Origin of the sequence: Microvirga sp. RSM25, assembly GCF_044784385.1 — a bacterium.
GTDB lineage: Bacteria > Pseudomonadota > Alphaproteobacteria > Rhizobiales > Beijerinckiaceae > Microvirga > Microvirga tunisiensis.
The window spans coordinates 1,583,427-1,601,014 of the sequence record NZ_CP173039.1; the positions used below are offsets into that span (position 1 = coordinate 1,583,427).

A 17,588-nucleotide genomic window follows, 5' to 3' on the forward strand; every position below is an offset into this window, starting at 1 on the left:
CGCTAAGGCCGCTCACCCGATCACGAAATCCAGCAAGAGCTTCACGTTCAGTACCACGATCACAGCGGCAACCAAGCCCGCAATGGCGGTGAGCCAGCGCGGCGTGACGAGGGCGCCCATCTTGCTCTTCGAGGCGGTCATGGTGACGAGCGGAATGACGGCGAAGGGCAGTTGAAGGCTCAGGATCACCTGGCTCAGGATCAGGAGTTTCGCCGTGCCGCCCTCGCCATAGGCAATGGTGACGCCTGCGGCGGGAATGATGGCGATGCCGCGCGTGATGAGGCGGCGCATCCAAGGTGCCATCCTGAAGTTGATGAAGCCCTCCATGACGATCTGGCCCGCCATGGTCGCCGTCACCGTCGAGTTCAAGCCGCAGCACAGGAGCGACAGGCCGAAGAGCATCGGCGCGATGGCGCTGCCGAGGATCGGCTGGAGGAGAGTATGGGCTTCGCCGAGCTCTGCGATTTCCGACCGGCCCGTGTGGTGAAAGGCCGCGGCCGCGAGGATGAGAAGGGACGCGTTGATCGTCAGCGCGAACATCAGGGCGATGGTCGAGTCGAGCGTTGCGAAGCGCAGGGCCTCGCGCCGCTCCGTCAGCGTGTCGCCATAGGCGCGGGTCTGCACAATGCCTGAATGCAGGTAGAGGTTATGCGGCATGACCGTCGCGCCCAGGATGCCGAGCGCGAGATAGAGCATGTCGGGATTGGTGACGATGTCGGTCGTCGGGGCAAAGCCGGTGATCACGCCGGCCCAATCCGGATCGGCCATGCCGATCTGGATGCCGAAGCACACGGCAATTACGCCGAGCAGGGTGATGATGAAGGCCTCGACCCAGCGGAAGCCGAGATTCTGCAGATACAGGATCAGGAACACGTCGAGCGCCGTGATGATGACGCCGATCTCAAGCGGGATCCCGAAGAGGAGATTAAGGCCGATGGCCGTGCCGATCACCTCCGCGAGGTCCGTGGCGCAAATGGCAAGCTCCGCGAGAAGCCACAGGCCCCAGGCGACCGGCTTCGGATAGGCGTCCCGGCAGGCCTGGGCGAGATCCCTGCCCGTGGCGACCGCCAAGCGTGCACAGAGAGACTGCAGAATGATCGCCATGATGTTGGAGATCAACGCTACCGAGAGCAGGGCATAGCCGTATTTCGAGCCGCCCGCGATGGAGGTCGCCCAGTTGCCCGGGTCCATGTAGCCCACCGCTACCAGATACCCGGGGCCTAGGAAGGCCGCAGCACGCCTCCACACGGATCCCGGCCGCACCGCGATCGAGCGATTCACCTCCGGCAGGGAGGGCAGATCTCGGGAGTTCCGCCAAGCGGCCTTCTGCACGAGGGAGATGGGAGCGGGCTGATCCATGGGCTCTTTCTGCAGTTGCGAACCATTTGCAATTAGAGGCTAACCTGGAAAGAGCGATCCGACAAGAGGGTATTGTACAGAGTTGCAGAGAGATGCCTCGACTTTGGTCCGGTGGCGGCAGCAACATGACGAAGGCGAGTTTCAATCCTCCTGTTGATGCGTGACAAGTGGCTTCAGGTTTGCTCTAGGTTCCCAAAACCCGGACGAGAAAATCTGGTAAGGGATGGAAATGCTCGAGAGTGTTCTGATTGCCAATCGCGGCGAGATCGCGTGCCGCATCATCCGCACCGCCAGGCAGCTGGGGATGCGCACGATCGCGGTCTATTCGGAGGCCGACGCCGGCGCGCTCTTCGTGCAGATGGCGGACGAGGCCCACCTCATAGGTCCTCCTCCGGCCCGCGAGAGCTATCTCCGGATCGACAGGATCATCGAGGTCGCCAAGCGCACAAAGGCAGCCTCCATCCATCCCGGTTACGGCTTTCTCTCGGAGCGGGCCGAGTTCGCCGAGGCCTGTGCGGCGAACGGCATCGTCTTCGTCGGGCCGCCGGCCTCCGCAATCAGGGCCATGGGCTTGAAGGACGCGGCCAAGACGCTCGTGCAGCAGGCGGGCGTGCCGGTCGTGCCTGGTTATCATGGCTCCAAGCAGGATCCGGGTTTCTTGCGCCAGAAGGCTTATGAGATCGGCTATCCGGTTCTCATCAAGGCCGTCGCCGGCGGCGGCGGCAAGGGCATGAGGCGGGTTGAGAAAGCGGCCGATTTCGACGCGGCGCTCGAAAGCGCCCAGCGCGAGGCGCAGAATTCCTTCGGCGATCCACGGGTGCTGGTGGAAAAATACATCCTCGCGCCGCGCCATATCGAGATCCAGGTCTTCGCCGACGGCCACGGCAACGTGGTGCATCTCTTCGAGCGCGACTGCTCGCTCCAGCGCCGCCATCAGAAGGTGATCGAAGAGGCACCGGCTCCCGGCATGACCCCCGATATGCGCCAGGTGATGGGGCAGGCTGCGGTCGAAGCAGCCCGCGCGGTCGGCTATGTCGGTGCGGGCACTGTCGAATTCATCGCCGACGGTCGGGAGGGCCTTCGTCCCGACCGCTTCTATTTCATGGAAATGAACACCCGTCTGCAGGTGGAGCATCCCGTAACGGAAGCGATCACGGGGCTCGATCTGGTGGAACTGCAGTTCCGCGTCGCGTCCGGCGAAACGCTGCTTTTCTCACAGGACGATCTCACCATCGACGGACACGCGGTAGAGGCACGCCTCTATGCGGAGGATCCGGAAAAGGAATTTCTGCCTTCGACGGGCAGGCTCTGGGCTCTTGAATTCCCGGAAAGCGAGGGTATCCGCATCGATACCGGTGTCGAAGCCGGCGCCGAGGTCACGCCCTATTACGATCCCATGATCGCGAAGGTTATCGCGCACGGCGCGACCCGCGAGGAGGCCTTGGACAAGCTGGCCGATGCGCTCGGGCAAACGATCGTCGCAGGTCCTAAGACCAATGCAGCTTTCCTGAAGAAGCTCTGCGAAGCCGAGGGCTTCAGGGCGGGGCCGTTCGATACCGGCTTCATCGACCGCAACATCGCGAGCCTCGGGGTCGGACCTCAGCCGATTGACGAGGTCGCCGTGTCTTTCGGCGCATCCGCGCTCATCTCACGGGAGATCGAGCGGCTGCGCATGGCCGAACTGCAAAAAAGCGATGAGCCGTCATCGCCCTGGTCCATGCCGGATGGCTTCCAGCTTCTGGGACTTCGCAGCGTCGGCGTGCCGCTGCGTGTCGACGGCGAGCGCGTCGAGGCCCGCGAGGTGTTCAGCCGCGAGCATCATGGCGCGAGCACCGTTGCTTTTGGTGAAAGCGATCCCTGGGCCGATGCGGAGATCGACCGCGAGGTGGATGCACCGCACGGCGTGTACATTCTCCGCCATGGACGCCAGACGCTCGTGCAGCCCTATGATCCGTTCGATGTCGATCTCGAACACATGGACGAGGGTGGTACGGTCAAGGCGCCGATGCACGGCAAGCTCATCGCGATCTTCGTGCAGCCGGGCGACCGGGTCGAGAAAGGTCAGCGCCTCGCCATTGTCGAAGCGATGAAGATGGAGCATGTGCTGGTAGCGTCCTCCAATGCCGAGGTGGCGGAGATCGCCGCCGAGCCGGGGGCGCAGGTGGCGGAAGGGGCACGCCTGATCGTGCTCAAGACGGAGGACTAACCTGCGGCGCATCGCCGGATGACAGAGCCGGCAGGTGCATGGTTGAAAACGGATATGACACTTCACCTGATCAAACTCTGCGTCGGCTGCGACTCGATTACGGATCTCGAAGAGTGGATCGAGGAGAACCGCGCGCTGCATCGGCGCCTTGGGCACGATTATGAGCAGACGCACACGACCCGCATGGTGCCCAAGCGCGTCGACGAGTTGCTCGATGGCGGCTCCTTGTTCTGGGTGATCAAGGGGCACGTTGCGGCTCGCCAGATGCTGCTGGCCGTTCGGCCCTTCACCGATGCCGACGGCATCGGCCGCTGCCATCTGGTGCTGGAGCCGAAGGTGGTTGCCATCGAGCCGCGCCCCTACAGGCCATTCCAGGGCTGGCGCTATCTGGTCGCCAAGGAGGCTCCGCGTGACATCGACCTGAAAGCAGGCGATCTTGCCAAAATGCCGGAAGACATGCGCCGGGAACTGGCTGAGTTGGGCCTTCTATAACCTATGTGAATCTTTGGAGATGGTTCGATGAGGCTTCTATCCGCGATTGTCGCTCTTCTGATTGTCGCAATTGGTCCTGCGCTTGCGAAAGAGTGCCGCATGCCTGACGTGCCTCCAGGCGTGCGCGTCCAAGTCCCGCCGGAATGCAGGGATCGTTTCCAGGACCGCCGGATGGAGGCTGAGAGGCAGGATACCCTCAGGGCAAGTCAGGGCTTTATCGATTTGGGGAACGGCACGCAGGTGCGGATCGGTGGCCGTGTTCGGGCGGAAGTCACGGGGCGCCGTTAGACTTTTTGCTGGGGATCATCCTGGAACCGCGCTGCCTCGAATAGCATTGGCTCAGCAGTACAGTTGAGTGGAGGTTCCGATGCTGATGTGTGCATCCGAAGGCCGGCACTGGCGTTATGAGGTCTGCGAGCATGACGACGGCTATCTTGTCCAAATGCGCGATCTGATGACCGGCGAGCTGGACGAGGAATTCTCCACCATCTTCCGCACTCTTCCCGTGGCCTTTGCCTATGCCGAGATGTCGGCCGCCTACGAGCGCTACGCTGCATCGGAACTCGAACATGCCGAAGACGAGCAGATCGAATTCGATGTCGAAGCAACCGAACGCCATTTCATCGATCTGAGCGATAGGCTCCACGATTCCGGCATCAACGGCATCGTTGTCCAGGCCTGGGAACGGGAAAGCCAGCGCAGCCGGGCCGGATTGCTGCACTGAAACTTGATTGGGACAGTCCTGAGCTTCGCGTTTGCAAGCAGAGACTGTCCCTCTAGCATTGCTCCATCACGACTCACACCGATGATGGAGTTTCCATGGCCGATCTCTCAGCCTTCCCGATTGCGACCCGCTGGCCGGCCCGGCATCCCGACCGGATCCAGCTCTATTCCACGCCCACGCCCAATGGCGTCAAGGTCTCCATCATGCTGGAGGAGACCGAACTTCCCTACGAGCCGCATTTCATCAATATCGGCCAGAACGAGACCTGGACGCCGGAATTCCTCTCGCTGAACCCGAACGGAAAGATCCCGTCCATCATCGATCCTAATGGGCCGGGCGGCAAACCGCTGCCTCTGTTCGAATCCGGTGCGATCCTCCTGTACCTCGCCGAGAAGACCGGAAAGCTCCTGCCGTCCGATCCGGCGCGGCGCTACGAGACTATCCAATGGGTGTTCTTCCAGATGGCGGCAGTGGGGCCGATGTTCGGCCAGCTCGGCTTCTTCCACAAGTTCGCCGGTCGGGAGATCGAGGACAAGCGCCCGCTCGAACGCTACCGGAACGAATCCAAGCGCCTGCTCGGCGTGCTGGAGACAAGACTCGAGGGTCGCGACTGGATCATGGGCGAGGACTACACCATTGCCGACATCTCTCTGCTCGGCTGGGTCCGCAACCTGGTCGGATTCTACGGCGCGGGCGAGCTCGTGGACTTCGACAGCCTGAAACATGTCCCGGTCTGGCTGGAACGCGGCCTGGCTCGCCCTGCCGTCCAGCGCGGCCTCGATAGTCCGAAGCGGCCTGAATAGCCCTTCGCCGCCGGCATTCTTCAAGCTGCCAATTTACATCCGCCCCATCCCGGCCCACATGTTGGGGTGGGGAAGAAAACGATGATGCTGCTTCTTGGAATTGTGGCGGTCGCCCTTCTGTGGTGGCTTGCCAAGGCTTACACGCGCACTGATACCCAGGCTCTGGCGAAAAGCCTCAAGGCCGTGGCCGGTGTCGCCGCGTTGGGTGCCGCTGTGCTTCTAGGCATCAAGGGGCGCTTCGACATGGCCCTTCTGCTCGGCGGCTTCGGAGCCTGGGCGCTGGGCTGGAACGCCCTGAATCTTCCCGGGCCCTGGCGGAAATTCCAGCAGAAGACCGGCCGTTTTTCCCGCATCCGGTCAGCCATGATCGAGATGGAGATCGACCACGCGACCGGCGCTGTCGAAGGCAGCATCCTGGTGGGAGCTCTCGCGGGGCGCCGCCTCTCGAGCCTGGACCCGCAGAGCTTGAGTCGTCTCTATGACGAATGCTGCGCCCATGATCCCCAGGGCATTCCTCTCCTAGAGGCTTATCTTGATCGCCGGTTTTCCGGCTGGCGTGAAAACGCTCAGGGAGATCGCGACACGCGGACGCGCACCCATGCGCATTCGGGCGTAATGACGAAAGAAGAAGCCTATCAGATCCTGGGGCTTCAGCCTGGTGCGAGCCTCGACGAGGTCCGAAAAGCGCATCGGACGCTGATGAAGAAGCTCCATCCCGACCAGGGAGGGACGGCGTATCTCGCGGCTCGCGTAAACGAGGCGAGAGAAGTCTTGTTGGGCCGACATCGCTGATACTCCACGCGCGATCCGGTTTGCTTCAAGCTGCGACGGCACAAACACACGCACCGTCGCAGAGTTCTCTACATCAGGTCAGCCACGCGAGGCGAAGCAGTTCACGCCGCCTTTCTTGAGCTGCTTGCAGGCACTGGCTGCATCATTGGATTCGGAGAAGCCGGAGAAGCGGGCGCGGTAAAGCGTGCTGCCGTCGACGGTCACCTTCTCAGTGAAGGGCGAGGCCTTTCCGAGGACCTTGCCGAAGCGGCCGCGGGCCGAGTCGAGCATGGCCTTGGCCTTGTCCTCGTCATCCGTGGCACCGAGCTGGATCACCCAGCCGGTCACGACCTTCTTGGGCTCGGCCGCCTCGGCCTTGGGAGCTTCAGCCTTGAGGGAGGCTGTCTTGGTCACCGCAGCGGTGGTCGTGGCCGGCGCGGGCTCGACGGCCTTTGCCTCGATCTTGGCCTGCAGAGCAGCTTTCTGAGAGACCGGGATCTGAGCCGGAGACGGCAGAGCGGCGTAGGCCTGAGCGTTCAGCGGCAGCGGCTCCTGGCCCTTCTGCCACCGCACGGAGGAGGGAGTGGTGGTCGAACTGGCGCCCGAAGCCGAGGCGACCACCGGCCGCAAGGTGTTCAGGTCGAGCGGCTTACGCTCGGGCGCAGCCTGAGGTGTCGAGGCCTGTGCAACGGGAGCCTGCGGGGTGGCCGAAGCCACTTTCACAGGAGCCGCAACGGGAGCGGTCTCGACCAGGCGCGGAGCCGGGGCCTCAGCCACCAGGGCAGGCTGGTTCTCGAATACGGCAGGCGCAGTCCGAGCGCCCGCATAGGCGCGGGGCAGATGATCGTCGATGAGAGCAGCCATCTTCTGGTCACGGGAAGCGCCGGAGCGGCCGCCGAGCACCACGCCGACAATGCTGCGGGTGTCGGTGTTGACCGAGGTCAGCAGGTTGAAGCCGGAGAGGCGGGTATAGCCGGTCTTGATGCCGTCCACGCCCTCGACCTTTCCGAGCAGCCGATTATGGCCCCGGATGGTGCGGCTGCCGTACTGGAACGAGCGGGTCTGGAAATAGGCGAAGTACTTCGGGAAACGGTCCTGGATCGCGCGGCCGAGGACGGACAGGTCGCGGGCGGTTGTGATATTTGGCGGCTCATGCGGCAGGCCGTGCGGGTTGTAGAACGCCGTCGAGCTCATCCCGAGCTCCCTGGCCTTGCGGGTCATCATCTGGGCGAAGGCATCTTCGGAGCCGGCGATGTTCTCGGCGACCACGACAGAAACGTCGTTGGCGGAGAGGGTCACCATGGCCTTGATTGCATCGTCGACCTCGATGGTCGATCCGGGGCGGACCCCGAGCTTGGTTGGCGGCTGGCTTGCTGCATAGGCCGAAACTGTCAGAGGGGTGTCGGGGCGCATGCGGCCACGTTCAAGCTGCTCGAACAGCAGGTAAAGGCTCATCACCTTCGTGAGCGAGGCCGGGATGCGCGGCTCGTCGATGTTTTCGCCCTGCAGGATCTTACCGGTCTTTGCATCGACGACGATGGAAGCGGAAAGAGGACTGTAACCACCACCGGACGACTTTACCTTACGGCGTGCTGCTTCCGCTGGGGACGCAACCGCAACGGCAACTGACGCAACAATACCAATCAGAGCCCATGTCTTTCGGTGTCCCATCCTAACCGAATTCATGCTGCAAAATCCCTGTTTCGTTTGGTTTTTGGGCCCTTGCGCCCGGCTCTCTCGAAGGAACCGTTGCCGGCGCAACACATCCCCTGACGGTAAGAGGTTGCGGTTACGGGGCGGTTAACGGGGGAGAATCGATCGATTTGATTATTGTGCGCTGCACAATAAAACTTGACAACTTTTTGTGCGCTGCACATATTGGGTCCGTCAGCTATCCAGCGGCGCTTACCGTCATCTAACTCCTTATTGCCGAGGTTCACAATGCTTCAGCCGCTTACCCAGATTCAGAAGTTCGGCCAGGACAACCTGGATGCCACCGTGAAGGCCCTGGGCGCCTTCTCCAGCAACAGCCAGACGATTGCGTCCGAGACGGCGGATTTCGCCCGTAAGTCGTTCGAGCAGACCTCTGCGACCGTGGAGAAGCTCCTCGGCGTGCAGACCCTCGACAAGGCTGTTGAAATCCAGACCGCCTTCGTAAAAGGCGCCTATGACAGCCTCGTCAGCCAGACGGCCAAGATGGGGGCGCTCTATTCCGCTCTCGCGACGGAGACGATGAAGCCCTACGAGGGGCTCCTCTCCAAGGCGACCGCTGCCTGAGGCCGGATCGTCAGATCTTCTCTCATGAAGCGCCCGGGCCTGTCCCGGGCGTTTTGCGTTAGGGGTGCCATGCGCCCAGAGCTGAGCTTCCCGGTCGCGCAGGAGTGACCAACATGTCGCTCTTTTCTTGGAGGCTGCGACCACCCATCTGGTTGATCTGGCAAACCGAATGGAGCGACTATACATTTGGATTGATGCTGATGGCCCGAAACAGGACGGACCGGAGGCCGAGGCCAAAAACAGATGAAGGGGCGGTCGTCCGATTATGTTGCGGTTAGCTCAAGGTACTTTGACCCTGTCGGAGTCTTATCTGATTTCCGCTGCCGGCGGGTCACAGCCCCCTGGGGGCGACGATGGCGGTCGCTCGAACACCTCCATCATCACGAAAACCAAACCGCGCACGAAACGGCCGAACCTTTACCGCGTTCTCCTCTTGAACGATGATTACACCCCGATGGAGTTCGTGGTGCACGTGCTGGAGCGGTTCTTCAACAAGAACCGTGAGGATGCGACCCGGATCATGTTGCACGTACACCAGAATGGCGTGGGGGAATGTGGAGTTTTTACATACGAAATTGCCGAGACCAAGGTGACCCAGGTGATGGATTTCGCTCGGAAGCACCAGCATCCTCTGCAATGTGTCATGGAAAAGAATTAGCCGAGCCCCGTCTCATAAAAGGACAAGCCGTTGCCGAGCTTTTCTCGCAGTCTTGAACAAGCCCTTCACCGAGCTCTCGCTCTCGCAGGCGAGCGCCGCCATGAATATGCAACCCTCGAACACCTTCTCCTGGCCCTGATCGACGACCAGGATGCTGCGGCCGTCATGCGGGCCTGCAATGTCGATATCGAAATTCTTCGCCGCAATCTGGTCGAATACGTCGACAGCGAACTTGCCAATCTCGTGGCCGACGGACGCCAGGATTCCAAGCCGACAGCCGGCTTCCAGCGCGTGATCCAGCGGGCGGTGATCCATGTCCAGTCCTCCGGCCGCGACGAGGTGACCGGCGCGAACGTGCTTGTGGCCATTTTCGCCGAGCGCGAGAGCCATGCCGCCTACTTCCTGCAGGAGCAGGACATGACCCGTTATGACGCGGTCAACTACATCAGCCACGGCATCGCCAAGCGCCCCGGTCTCACGGAAAGCCGCTCCCCGCGCGGATCCGAGGAGGAATCCTCCGCCGAGCGTCCGACGCAGGACGAGGGTGACGCGCGCCAAAAGAAAAAGGGCGATGCGCTCGAGGCTTACTGCGTCAATCTCAACAAGAAGGCGAAGGAAGGCCGGATCGATCCGCTGATCGGCCGTGAATCGGAGGTCCAGCGCACCATCCAGGTTCTCTGCCGCCGCCAGAAGAATAACCCGCTCCTCGTCGGCGAGCCCGGCGTCGGCAAGACCGCCATCGCGGAGGGACTGGCCCGCAAGATCGTCCAGGGCGAAGTGCCGGAGGTCCTCAAGGGAGCCACCGTCTTCTCCCTCGACATGGGCACGCTCCTTGCCGGTACCCGCTATCGCGGCGACTTCGAAGAGCGCCTGAAGCAGGTCATGAAGGAAATCGAGGCGCATCCGAACGCCATCATGTTCATCGATGAGATCCATACGGTGATCGGCGCCGGCGCCACCTCCGGCGGAGCGATGGATGCTTCGAACCTCCTGAAGCCCGCCCTGGCTCAGGGCAGCCTTCGTTGCATCGGCTCGACCACCTACAAGGAATACCGCCAGTATTTCGAGAAGGACCGGGCCCTTGTGCGTCGCTTCCAGAAGATCGACGTCAACGAGCCTTCAGTGCCGGATGCCATCGAGATCGTGAAGGGCCTGAAGCCCTATTTCGAGGACTTCCACAAGCTGAAGTACACCAACGACGCCGTGAAGGCGGCGGTGGAACTGTCGGCTCGCTACATCAACGACCGCAAGCTGCCGGACAAGGCGATCGACGTGATTGACGAGACCGGCGCATCGCAGATGCTTCTCCCGGAAGGCCGTCGCAAGAAGACCATCGGCATCAAGGAGATCGAGGCGACCATCGCCACCATGGCCCGCATCCCGCCCAAGACCGTGTCGAAGGACGATGCGGAGGTGCTCGCGCACCTGCAGGATACCCTGAAGCGGGTGGTTTACGGTCAGGACAAGGCCATCGAGGCGCTGTCCTCGGCGATCAAGCTGGCCCGCGCCGGCCTGCGCGATGCGGAAAAGCCTATCGGCTCCTACCTGTTCGCCGGCCCCACGGGCGTCGGCAAGACCGAGGTGGCCAAGCAGCTTGCGACGTCGCTCGGGGTCGAACTCCTGCGCTTCGACATGTCGGAGTATATGGAGCGGCACACGGTCAGCCGCCTGATCGGCGCGCCTCCCGGCTATGTTGGCTTCGACCAGGGCGGTCTCCTGACCGACGGTGTCGATCAGCATCCGCATTGCGTGCTCCTGCTCGACGAGATCGAGAAGGCGCATCCGGATCTGTTCAACATCCTGCTCCAGGTCATGGACCACGGGAAGCTGACGGACCACAACGGCAAGCAGGTCGATTTCCGCAACGTGATCATCATCATGACCACGAATGCGGGGGCCGCCGACATGGCCCGCCCGGCCTACGGCTTCACCCGTACCAAGCGTGAGGGGGACGATACGGAGGCGGTCAACAAGCTGTTCACGCCCGAGTTTCGCAACCGTCTCGACGCGATCATCTCCTTCGCCCATCTGCCGAAGGAAGTGGTGCAGAAGGTCGTCGACAAGTTCGTCATGCAGCTCGATGCCCAGCTTGCCGACCGCAATGTCTCGATCGAACTCACCGACGAGGCCCGCGACTGGCTGGTCGAGCACGGTTATGACGAAGCCATGGGCGCCCGCCCGATGGGCCGCCTGATCCAGTCGACCATCAAGACACCGCTCGCGGACGAGGTTCTCTTCGGCCGCCTGAAGGATGGCGGAGCCGTGCGCGTTGTGGTCAAGACGGACGACATCGGTCTGCAGAGCCTCGGCTTTGAATACGTCGAAGGGCCTGTGAAGCCGAAGCCCGAGAAGGATGTGACGAATGCCGCCAAGAAGAAGCCCAAGGCGAAGGCCGCTTCTTCGAAGGCGAAAAAGGCAGTGAAACCGAAGGGATCCGATGGTAATGGAGGCGGAGGTGTCCGCACCGTTCCGAAAGTTCCATTGGTTAGAGCATGACGAGTGAGATTCACGAGGGACCCCTGGAGGCGTCCCGGACCCTGGACGCTCCGGCGAAGCCGTCATGGCGCGAAAAGCGCTACCTGCGTCGTCGTCGGCGAGTATGGTTCGAGGAAGTCCTCGGTTGGATCCTCGTGCCGGTAATCGTTTTCGGTTGCTACTGGCTGCTGAACATCGGCCTGAACGCGGTCGGCACATCACCAGCCGCGATCATGGAAGGGATCGACGCGATCATCTCCAGTCTTTGAGATGAGCCGGGTCTAGACTTAGCTCTCTATCAAGCCACATCGGATCCCATGCCGATGTGGCTTTTTAGTTGGCGGCTCACGTTACGGGAGCGTCGACCCTACAGATGATCCCGGCCGGAGCGAATGTGATCTGCGCCTCGCCGTTCAGATCCTGCGCCAGGCTGCGCTGGATAAGGCGGGTGCCGAAGCCGCGGCGCTTGGGGGGCTCGACCCTGGGACCGTTCGTTTCGGACCAGGTGAGATGCAGGCGCTTTTCGCCCTTCCGCTCGACCGACCAGGTAACCCGAACCTCGCCGTTGGCATTTGAGAGGGCGCCGTATTTCACGGCATTGGTGGCCAGTTCCTGCAGGGCCATGGCGACGGCCAGCGCCATGCGCGGCGATAGGCGGACGTCCGGACCCTCCATGTGCAGGCGGTTCTCGCGTTCGTGACGATAGGGAGCCATGGCCTCCCGCACAATCTCGATCAGACCGGCTCCTTCCCAGTTCTCCCGCGTGAGCACGTCATGGGCACGGGACAGGGCGAGCAGGCGCGCCTCCATGGCCGAGCGGGCCGCTTCCGTGGTGTCTGCGTTACGGAGGGTCTGAGAGGCAATGGACTGAACGGTGGCCAGGGTGTTCTTCACCCGGTGGTTCAACTCATTGATCAGAAGCTCGTGGTGCTCCTCGGCCTTCTTTCTTTCCGTGATGTCGACGGCGATACCGGGAAGCCTGACCGGCTGACCAGCTGCGTGATAGCAGCGTCCCTGCGCGAAGACCCAACGGATCTGCCCGTATTTATCGATCGTGCGGTACTCAGCGGCCAAGGGAGCACCCGTCTCAACCGCCTGTTGGATCTGTTCCTTTATCCGATCGCGGTCGTCGGGATAAATGCCATTCACGAAGCTGGCGATGGGCGCTCCCGCTGCGGCGAATTCGGAATCGACGCCGTAGAGGACTGCGAAACGCTCATCCGCATATACGAGATCGGACTGGATATCCCAGTCCCAGGTTCCGACGACACTCGATGCCGCAAGGGCGAGTTGAAGGCGCTCCTCGCTCTTGCGCAAGGCGGCTTCCGACCGCAGCCTCTCGACGGCATCCCATGTCCGCTCGGCCACATCCTCGATGAGCTTGACTTCGCCCGGGCTCCAGAGGCGCGGCTCGCGGTTGTGAACGTAGAGGGCTGCGACCATGCGTCCGCGCTTGATCAGACTCACGGTGACGACGGCGGAGAACTCAAGAAAGGCAAAGGCGGCTAGGTGCTCCGGCGAATCGGTGCGCGGATCGGCGGCCGCATCATGGACCACGAGTGTTTCACCCCGCTTGAGGGCGTCATGGATCTCTGGGCCGAACGCCGCGAGGTCATGGGTGCCGGTCCTGTGCGCGACCGTGCCGTCGGTCCAATTGCGGTCAGTGGTGAAATAACGAGCCGTCTCCTCGACCTCCCCATAGCCGACGCGACTCGTCTTGAGATGCTCTCCCAGCATCGCCTGTGCCGCCGCGATCACCTCGATGGGCTCGTGCATAGCGCGTAGGCGATCACTCAGGCGAACGAGAAACTCGAGTCTACGTTCGCTCAGAACCTTTGCGGTGGTGTCATGGACGATGCAGAGGATGCCGCCGACATGACCTGCCTCATCGTGGATAGGGCTGTAGGAGAAGGTCCACCACGTTTGCTCGGGGTAGCCGTTGCGCTCGACAGTGATGGGCAGGTCTTCGAAGTAGCTTGCCTGTCCGAGAAGAGCCTTTTCGGCAATCGGGCCAACCGTGTCCCAAGCCTCGGCCCAGACTTCCCGAAAGGGTCGACCGAGGGCCTCCGGCTTAGATCCCAGGATCGATGCATAGGCATCGTTGTAGAAGCTCGTCAGTTCTCGGCCCCACAGCATGTAGGTCGGGAACTTGGAGTGGAGCATGATACCGACGGCCGTGCGCAGAGAATGCGGCCATGTCTCGATCGGGCCGACCGGCGTGGCCGACCAATCGTGATGGCGAGTGCGTTCGCCCATGATCCCGCCTTCCGCAAGGAAATCGGGCTGAAGCTTCACGCGTTCCTGCATCAGGTGTGCTCTCGTGAGATGCAGCTGTCGTTAATGTTCATGGATGGTGAGGAGTTCGGCGGGTGGGCGCAGACGCATAGTCCACATATGAACCAATGTCGCGCATTGTCTAGGGCGCAGCTTGGGGCTTGTTGACGCGACTTTGGGCTGAGGAAGTATTCTTTTGGAGCGGTTTGACTTGATCTGCTCCGAATCCTAGCCTCGCAAATTCGTTGCTCACTTGCGGGATGAGCTTCTGATAGGCGATGAGGTCGATGTGACGAAACTGATCGGTATTTCGGGAAGCCTGCGTCAAGCCTCGTACAACTCCGCATTGCTGCGGAACGCGGCAGGCCTGATGCCCGAGAATGGGGAGCTCGTCGTCGAAACCATCCGCGGAATTCCGCTCTACGACGGCGATGTCGAAGTCAATGAAGGGATTCCCGAGCGGGTGAGGGAGCTGAAGGAGGTCATCGCCGCTGCGGACGGGTTGCTTCTCGTCACGCCGGAATACAACAACTCCATCCCTGGCGTATTCAAGAACGCCATCGACTGGCTCTCCCGACCGGACTCGGACATCAGGCGCGTCTTCGGCAGCAAGCCAGTGGCTGTCATCGGCGCGTCGCCGGGCGGCTTCGGCACAATTCTGTCCCAGAATGCATGGCTTCCAGTCCTGCGAACACTAAGAGCCGATTTCTGGGCCGGCGGTCGCCTGATGGTCTCGCGCGCGCAGGCGGTCTTCAACCAGGACGGCACATTCGCCGATCAGAAGATCGAGGAGCAGCTGCGAAAATATCTCGAAGGCTTCACCGCCTACGTTCGGGCTGCACGGCAAAACGCATCTGCGCCCTAATCCTGATCTTCGTCCCGGTGCCGGAACGGGGTCGCTTCCGACAGCTCTTCCGCAGCCTCCGATACGTAGAGACGCTCTTGATCCAGATAATCCTGCACCGCTCGGCGCAGCGAAGGATCGGCGATATCATGGGCGGAGGCCGTGATCACGGGCCTGTAGCCGCGTGCCAACTTGTGCTCTCCCTGAGCTCCGGCTTCGACCCGGGCGAGCCCGCGGGTGATCGCGAATTCGACAGCCTGGTAATAGCAGACCTCGAAATGCAGGAAGGGATGATCCTCGATGCATCCCCAGTTGCGTCCATAGAGTCGCTTGTCGCCGATGAAGTTGATGGCACCCGCGATATAGCGCCCGTTGCGCTTGGCCATGACGAGCAGGACCCGGTCGGCCATACGTTCACCGACGAGGGAGAAGAAGCGGCGATTGAGGTAGGGACGGCCCCATTTGCGCGAGCCCGTGTCCATGTAGAACGCGAAGAAGGCATCCCAATGCGCCTCGGTGATATCGCCTCCGGTCACCCACTCGATGGAAATGCCGTGTGCCAGGGCATCGCGCCGCTCGCGCCGGATCGCCTTGCGCTTGCGTGAGGCGAGGGCAGCCAGGAAGTCTTCGAAACTGCCATAGTTGTCATTGAACCAGTGGAACTGCTGGTCGTCCCGCTGCAGGAACTTCTCCGCGGTCAGCGCCTTGAGATCCGCTTCCTGCAAGAAGGTGGCATGAATGGAGGAGGCGCCCGTCTGATCTCTCAGGGCTCTCAGACCAGCGATCAGATAGGAGCGTATTTCGGCTGATCGAGGCCCATCTGGAACGATGAGGCGAGGGCCCGTGACCGGCGTGAACGGAACCGCGACCTGGAGTTTGGGATAATAGCGCCCGCCCGCGCGGGTATAGGCGTCCGCCCAGGAATGGTCGAACACGTACTCGCCCATGGAATGGGACTTGAGGTAGCAGGGGGCCGCACCCAGAAGTTTTTCAGCCTCGTCCTCGACGAGAATATGAACCGGCGCCCAGCCGGTCTTGCCCCCGACGCAGCCGGAATCCTCCAGCGCGGAGAGAAAGGCATGAGACACGAACGGGTTGAACGGATCGTCGTCGCCCGAGCCCGAGCCGATCGCGCAGGCATCCCAGTCGGCGGCAGGAACCGCCTTGAGACCTTGGGCAATTTTGACTTGGAATGTCACTGGGTGGAAGGATCTCGCCGTCGGGGATTAAGAGCTAATCACTCAGCGAGATCCTTGCAACTGTTGGCACATCGTGCGGAAAAGTGGCGCCGGTCTTCCGTGCGATGTGCTCTTCAAGAAGAGGTGCATCGGACCAACCCTAAAAGCGGTGTCCACTTTCGGGTCCGGTGCTCTAGGGCAGAAAGCCCTCGAACACCATCTGGTCCGCATGCTTTTCGGCCTTGGCGCGATCCTCAGGATTGCGCACCGTCCAGGTCATGACGGGCAGGTTGCCCAGGATCCGGCTGAGATGGGTCGAGGCACAGGGGATATCCTTGACGCGCCAGGACAGGAAGTGCGGCTGCGTCTCGGAAAAATGCAGCAGGTTCGCCATCCGGTGCTTCTGCTCAGAGCTTAGGAAGCTGTCGGACTTGGAGGCGTATTCCAGCTCTCCGATGAACCCGCGCGTGATGCTCGGCGCATTTTCGCGAAGATAGGCGACGATATCCGGGTCGAACGACTTCACTACGAACGGGCCGTTGTAATCGGCCAGGGTCTCGATGACCCGCTTCGTCAGCCGCATGTCGCCGTTGAACTTGCTCTTGATCTCGACGACCAGGGGCGTGCGTCCGGCGATCTTGGCAAGATAGTCCTTGAAGGATGGAATCTTGTCTCCGCCCGTGGCGCCTGAGATGCCGATCCCGGTTAGAGCAGAGAGTTTCCGCTCGACTACGAGGCCGGTATCGCCCGTGAGACGGTCCAGCTCGAAATCGTGAAAGACGATGGCCTCGTTGTCGGCGGTCAGCTGAACGTCGAGTTCGATCGGAAAACCGCGCGCGATGGCGGCTTCCGCGGCCGAGATCGTGTTCTCGATGATGCCTTCGGCTTTGTTGTGGAGGCCGCGATGGGCGATGGGCTTCGCGACAAGCCAGCTCGGGGTGCTCATTTGATTTCAAACATTCCTTCGACTTCGACACAGGCATCGAGGGGCAGTTCCGCGACGCCGATGGTGGAACGGGCATGGCGCCCTGCGTCGCCCAGGACCTCGACCATCAGGTCGGAGGCGCCGTTCATGACGGGGGCAAGGGCCGCGAAGGTCGGCACCGCATTGATGAAGCCGCCGAGGCGGACGCAGCGGGTGACCTTGTCCAGATCGCCGACGGCGGCCTTGAGCTGGGCGAGCAGATTGATGGCGCAAAGGCGTGCGGCCTCCTGGCCGACCTCGGGCGAGATTTCCGCGCCGAGTTTGCCCTTGTGGGCATCGGCCAGCTTGCCGTCGAGGCCGAGGCAGAGCTGCCCGGAGATGACGATCAGGTTTCCGGTCCGGACGAATGGGACATAATTCGCAACCGGTGCAGCCGGCGTCGGGAGAGTGATATCCAATTCCTGAAGTTTTTTGTCGACCGCGCTCATGGAAGCCTCGTTCCGTGACATCATTCGGACGGAGTAGTGGCGGATGAGCCGTAAGGACGCAAGCGAGAACATTGCCCTGTCCGCAGGAGGATCCTATCTTGGCTGCCTTCGGAT

General features: G+C 61.9%; 17 protein-coding genes. 11 read left to right on the forward strand and 6 right to left on the reverse strand.

The genetic code is table 11. The annotated features are described in order from the left end of the window. Window positions 1–12: 12 nt before the first annotated feature. Window positions 13–1,359: an Nramp family divalent metal transporter gene (locus tag ACD578_RS07575; RefSeq protein WP_404292071.1), complete on the reverse strand. Its 1,347-nt coding sequence runs from the start codon at window positions 1,357–1,359 to the stop codon at window positions 13–15. 229 nt (window positions 1,360–1,588) lie between these two features. Between ACD578_RS07575 and ACD578_RS07580 the strand changes: the two genes are divergently transcribed. The 6 genes from ACD578_RS07580 (at window position 1,589) to ACD578_RS07605 (ending at window position 6,376) form a co-directional block, all read left to right on the forward strand. Then, the gene (locus ACD578_RS07580; protein ID WP_404292072.1) at window positions 1,589–3,565 is read left to right on the forward strand and encodes an acetyl/propionyl/methylcrotonyl-CoA carboxylase subunit alpha; all 1,977 of its coding nucleotides are present in this window, start codon (window positions 1,589–1,591) and stop codon (window positions 3,563–3,565) included. A gap of 54 nt (window positions 3,566–3,619) precedes the next feature. Next, window positions 3,620–4,057 (forward strand): DUF1489 family protein, encoded by a 438-nt coding sequence (locus ACD578_RS07585; RefSeq protein ID WP_404292073.1) that lies wholly within the window; start codon window positions 3,620–3,622, stop codon window positions 4,055–4,057. A gap of 27 nt (window positions 4,058–4,084) precedes the next feature. Next, complete coding sequence (locus tag ACD578_RS07590) at window positions 4,085–4,345, forward strand: hypothetical protein (RefSeq protein WP_404292074.1); 261 nt, start codon at window positions 4,085–4,087, stop codon at window positions 4,343–4,345. Window positions 4,346–4,424: 79 nt separating this feature from the next. Beyond that, the gene (locus tag ACD578_RS07595) at window positions 4,425–4,781 is read left to right on the forward strand and encodes a hypothetical protein (protein ID WP_404292075.1); all 357 of its coding nucleotides are present in this window, start codon (window positions 4,425–4,427) and stop codon (window positions 4,779–4,781) included. Window positions 4,782–4,876: 95 nt separating this feature from the next. Next, entirely contained in the window at window positions 4,877–5,584 is a 708-nt protein-coding gene (locus ACD578_RS07600) for a glutathione S-transferase N-terminal domain-containing protein (RefSeq protein ID WP_404292076.1), read from the forward strand. Window positions 5,585–5,665: 81 nt separating this feature from the next. Further along, entirely contained in the window at window positions 5,666–6,376 is a 711-nt protein-coding gene (locus ACD578_RS07605) for a DnaJ domain-containing protein (protein WP_404292077.1), read from the forward strand. 78 nt (window positions 6,377–6,454) lie between these two features. Here the strand turns inward: ACD578_RS07605 and ACD578_RS07610 are convergent, their stop codons facing one another. Then, window positions 6,455–8,041: an SPOR domain-containing protein gene (locus tag ACD578_RS07610; protein ID WP_404292078.1), complete on the reverse strand. Its 1,587-nt coding sequence runs from the start codon at window positions 8,039–8,041 to the stop codon at window positions 6,455–6,457. A 255-nt stretch (window positions 8,042–8,296) separates the two neighbouring features. Here ACD578_RS07610 and ACD578_RS07615 point away from each other — a divergent pair, with 255 nt between their 5' ends. The 4 genes from ACD578_RS07615 to ACD578_RS07630 all read left to right on the forward strand — a co-directional run bounded on the left by ACD578_RS07615 (window position 8,297) and on the right by ACD578_RS07630 (window position 12,034). Then, complete coding sequence (locus ACD578_RS07615) at window positions 8,297–8,632, forward strand: phasin family protein (protein ID WP_404292079.1); 336 nt, start codon at window positions 8,297–8,299, stop codon at window positions 8,630–8,632. Between the two features lie 265 nt (window positions 8,633–8,897). Beyond that, entirely contained in the window at window positions 8,898–9,290 is a 393-nt protein-coding gene (gene clpS / locus ACD578_RS07620) for an ATP-dependent Clp protease adapter ClpS (RefSeq protein ID WP_404292080.1), read from the forward strand. 30 nt (window positions 9,291–9,320) lie between these two features. Next, entirely contained in the window at window positions 9,321–11,786 is a 2,466-nt protein-coding gene (clpA, locus tag ACD578_RS07625; RefSeq protein WP_152710330.1) for an ATP-dependent Clp protease ATP-binding subunit ClpA, read from the forward strand. Next, complete coding sequence (locus tag ACD578_RS07630; RefSeq protein ID WP_404292081.1) at window positions 11,783–12,034, forward strand: hypothetical protein; 252 nt, start codon at window positions 11,783–11,785, stop codon at window positions 12,032–12,034. The genes clpA and ACD578_RS07630 overlap by 4 nt, the downstream gene beginning before the upstream one ends. Before the next feature lie 76 nt (window positions 12,035–12,110). On the opposite strand, the gene ACD578_RS07635 is transcribed toward ACD578_RS07630, so the two are convergent. Further along, window positions 12,111–14,072, reverse strand: a complete 1,962-nt coding sequence (locus ACD578_RS07635) for an HWE histidine kinase domain-containing protein (protein WP_404292083.1) — start codon at window positions 14,070–14,072, stop codon at window positions 12,111–12,113. A gap of 256 nt (window positions 14,073–14,328) precedes the next feature. Between ACD578_RS07635 and ACD578_RS07640 the strand changes: the two genes are divergently transcribed. Then, on the forward strand, window positions 14,329–14,904 hold the full coding sequence (locus ACD578_RS07640; RefSeq protein ID WP_404292084.1) for an NADPH-dependent FMN reductase: 576 nt from the start codon (window positions 14,329–14,331) through the stop codon (window positions 14,902–14,904). Here ACD578_RS07640 and ACD578_RS07645 read toward each other — a convergent pair. From ACD578_RS07645 to ACD578_RS07655, 3 genes are all read right to left on the reverse strand, one after another. Beyond that, the gene (locus tag ACD578_RS07645; RefSeq protein ID WP_404292085.1) at window positions 14,901–16,082 is read right to left on the reverse strand and encodes a GNAT family N-acetyltransferase; all 1,182 of its coding nucleotides are present in this window, start codon (window positions 16,080–16,082) and stop codon (window positions 14,901–14,903) included. The genes ACD578_RS07640 and ACD578_RS07645 overlap by 4 nt on opposite strands. 172 nt (window positions 16,083–16,254) lie before the next feature. Continuing rightward, window positions 16,255–17,007, reverse strand: coding sequence for a glycerophosphodiester phosphodiesterase family protein (locus ACD578_RS07650; protein ID WP_404292086.1), 753 nt, complete (start codon window positions 17,005–17,007; stop codon window positions 16,255–16,257). Next, window positions 17,004–17,474 (reverse strand): RidA family protein, encoded by a 471-nt coding sequence (locus tag ACD578_RS07655; RefSeq protein ID WP_152710326.1) that lies wholly within the window; start codon window positions 17,472–17,474, stop codon window positions 17,004–17,006. Before ACD578_RS07655 ends, ACD578_RS07650 begins: the two co-directional genes overlap by 4 nt. Window positions 17,475–17,588: the final 114 nt, after the last annotated feature.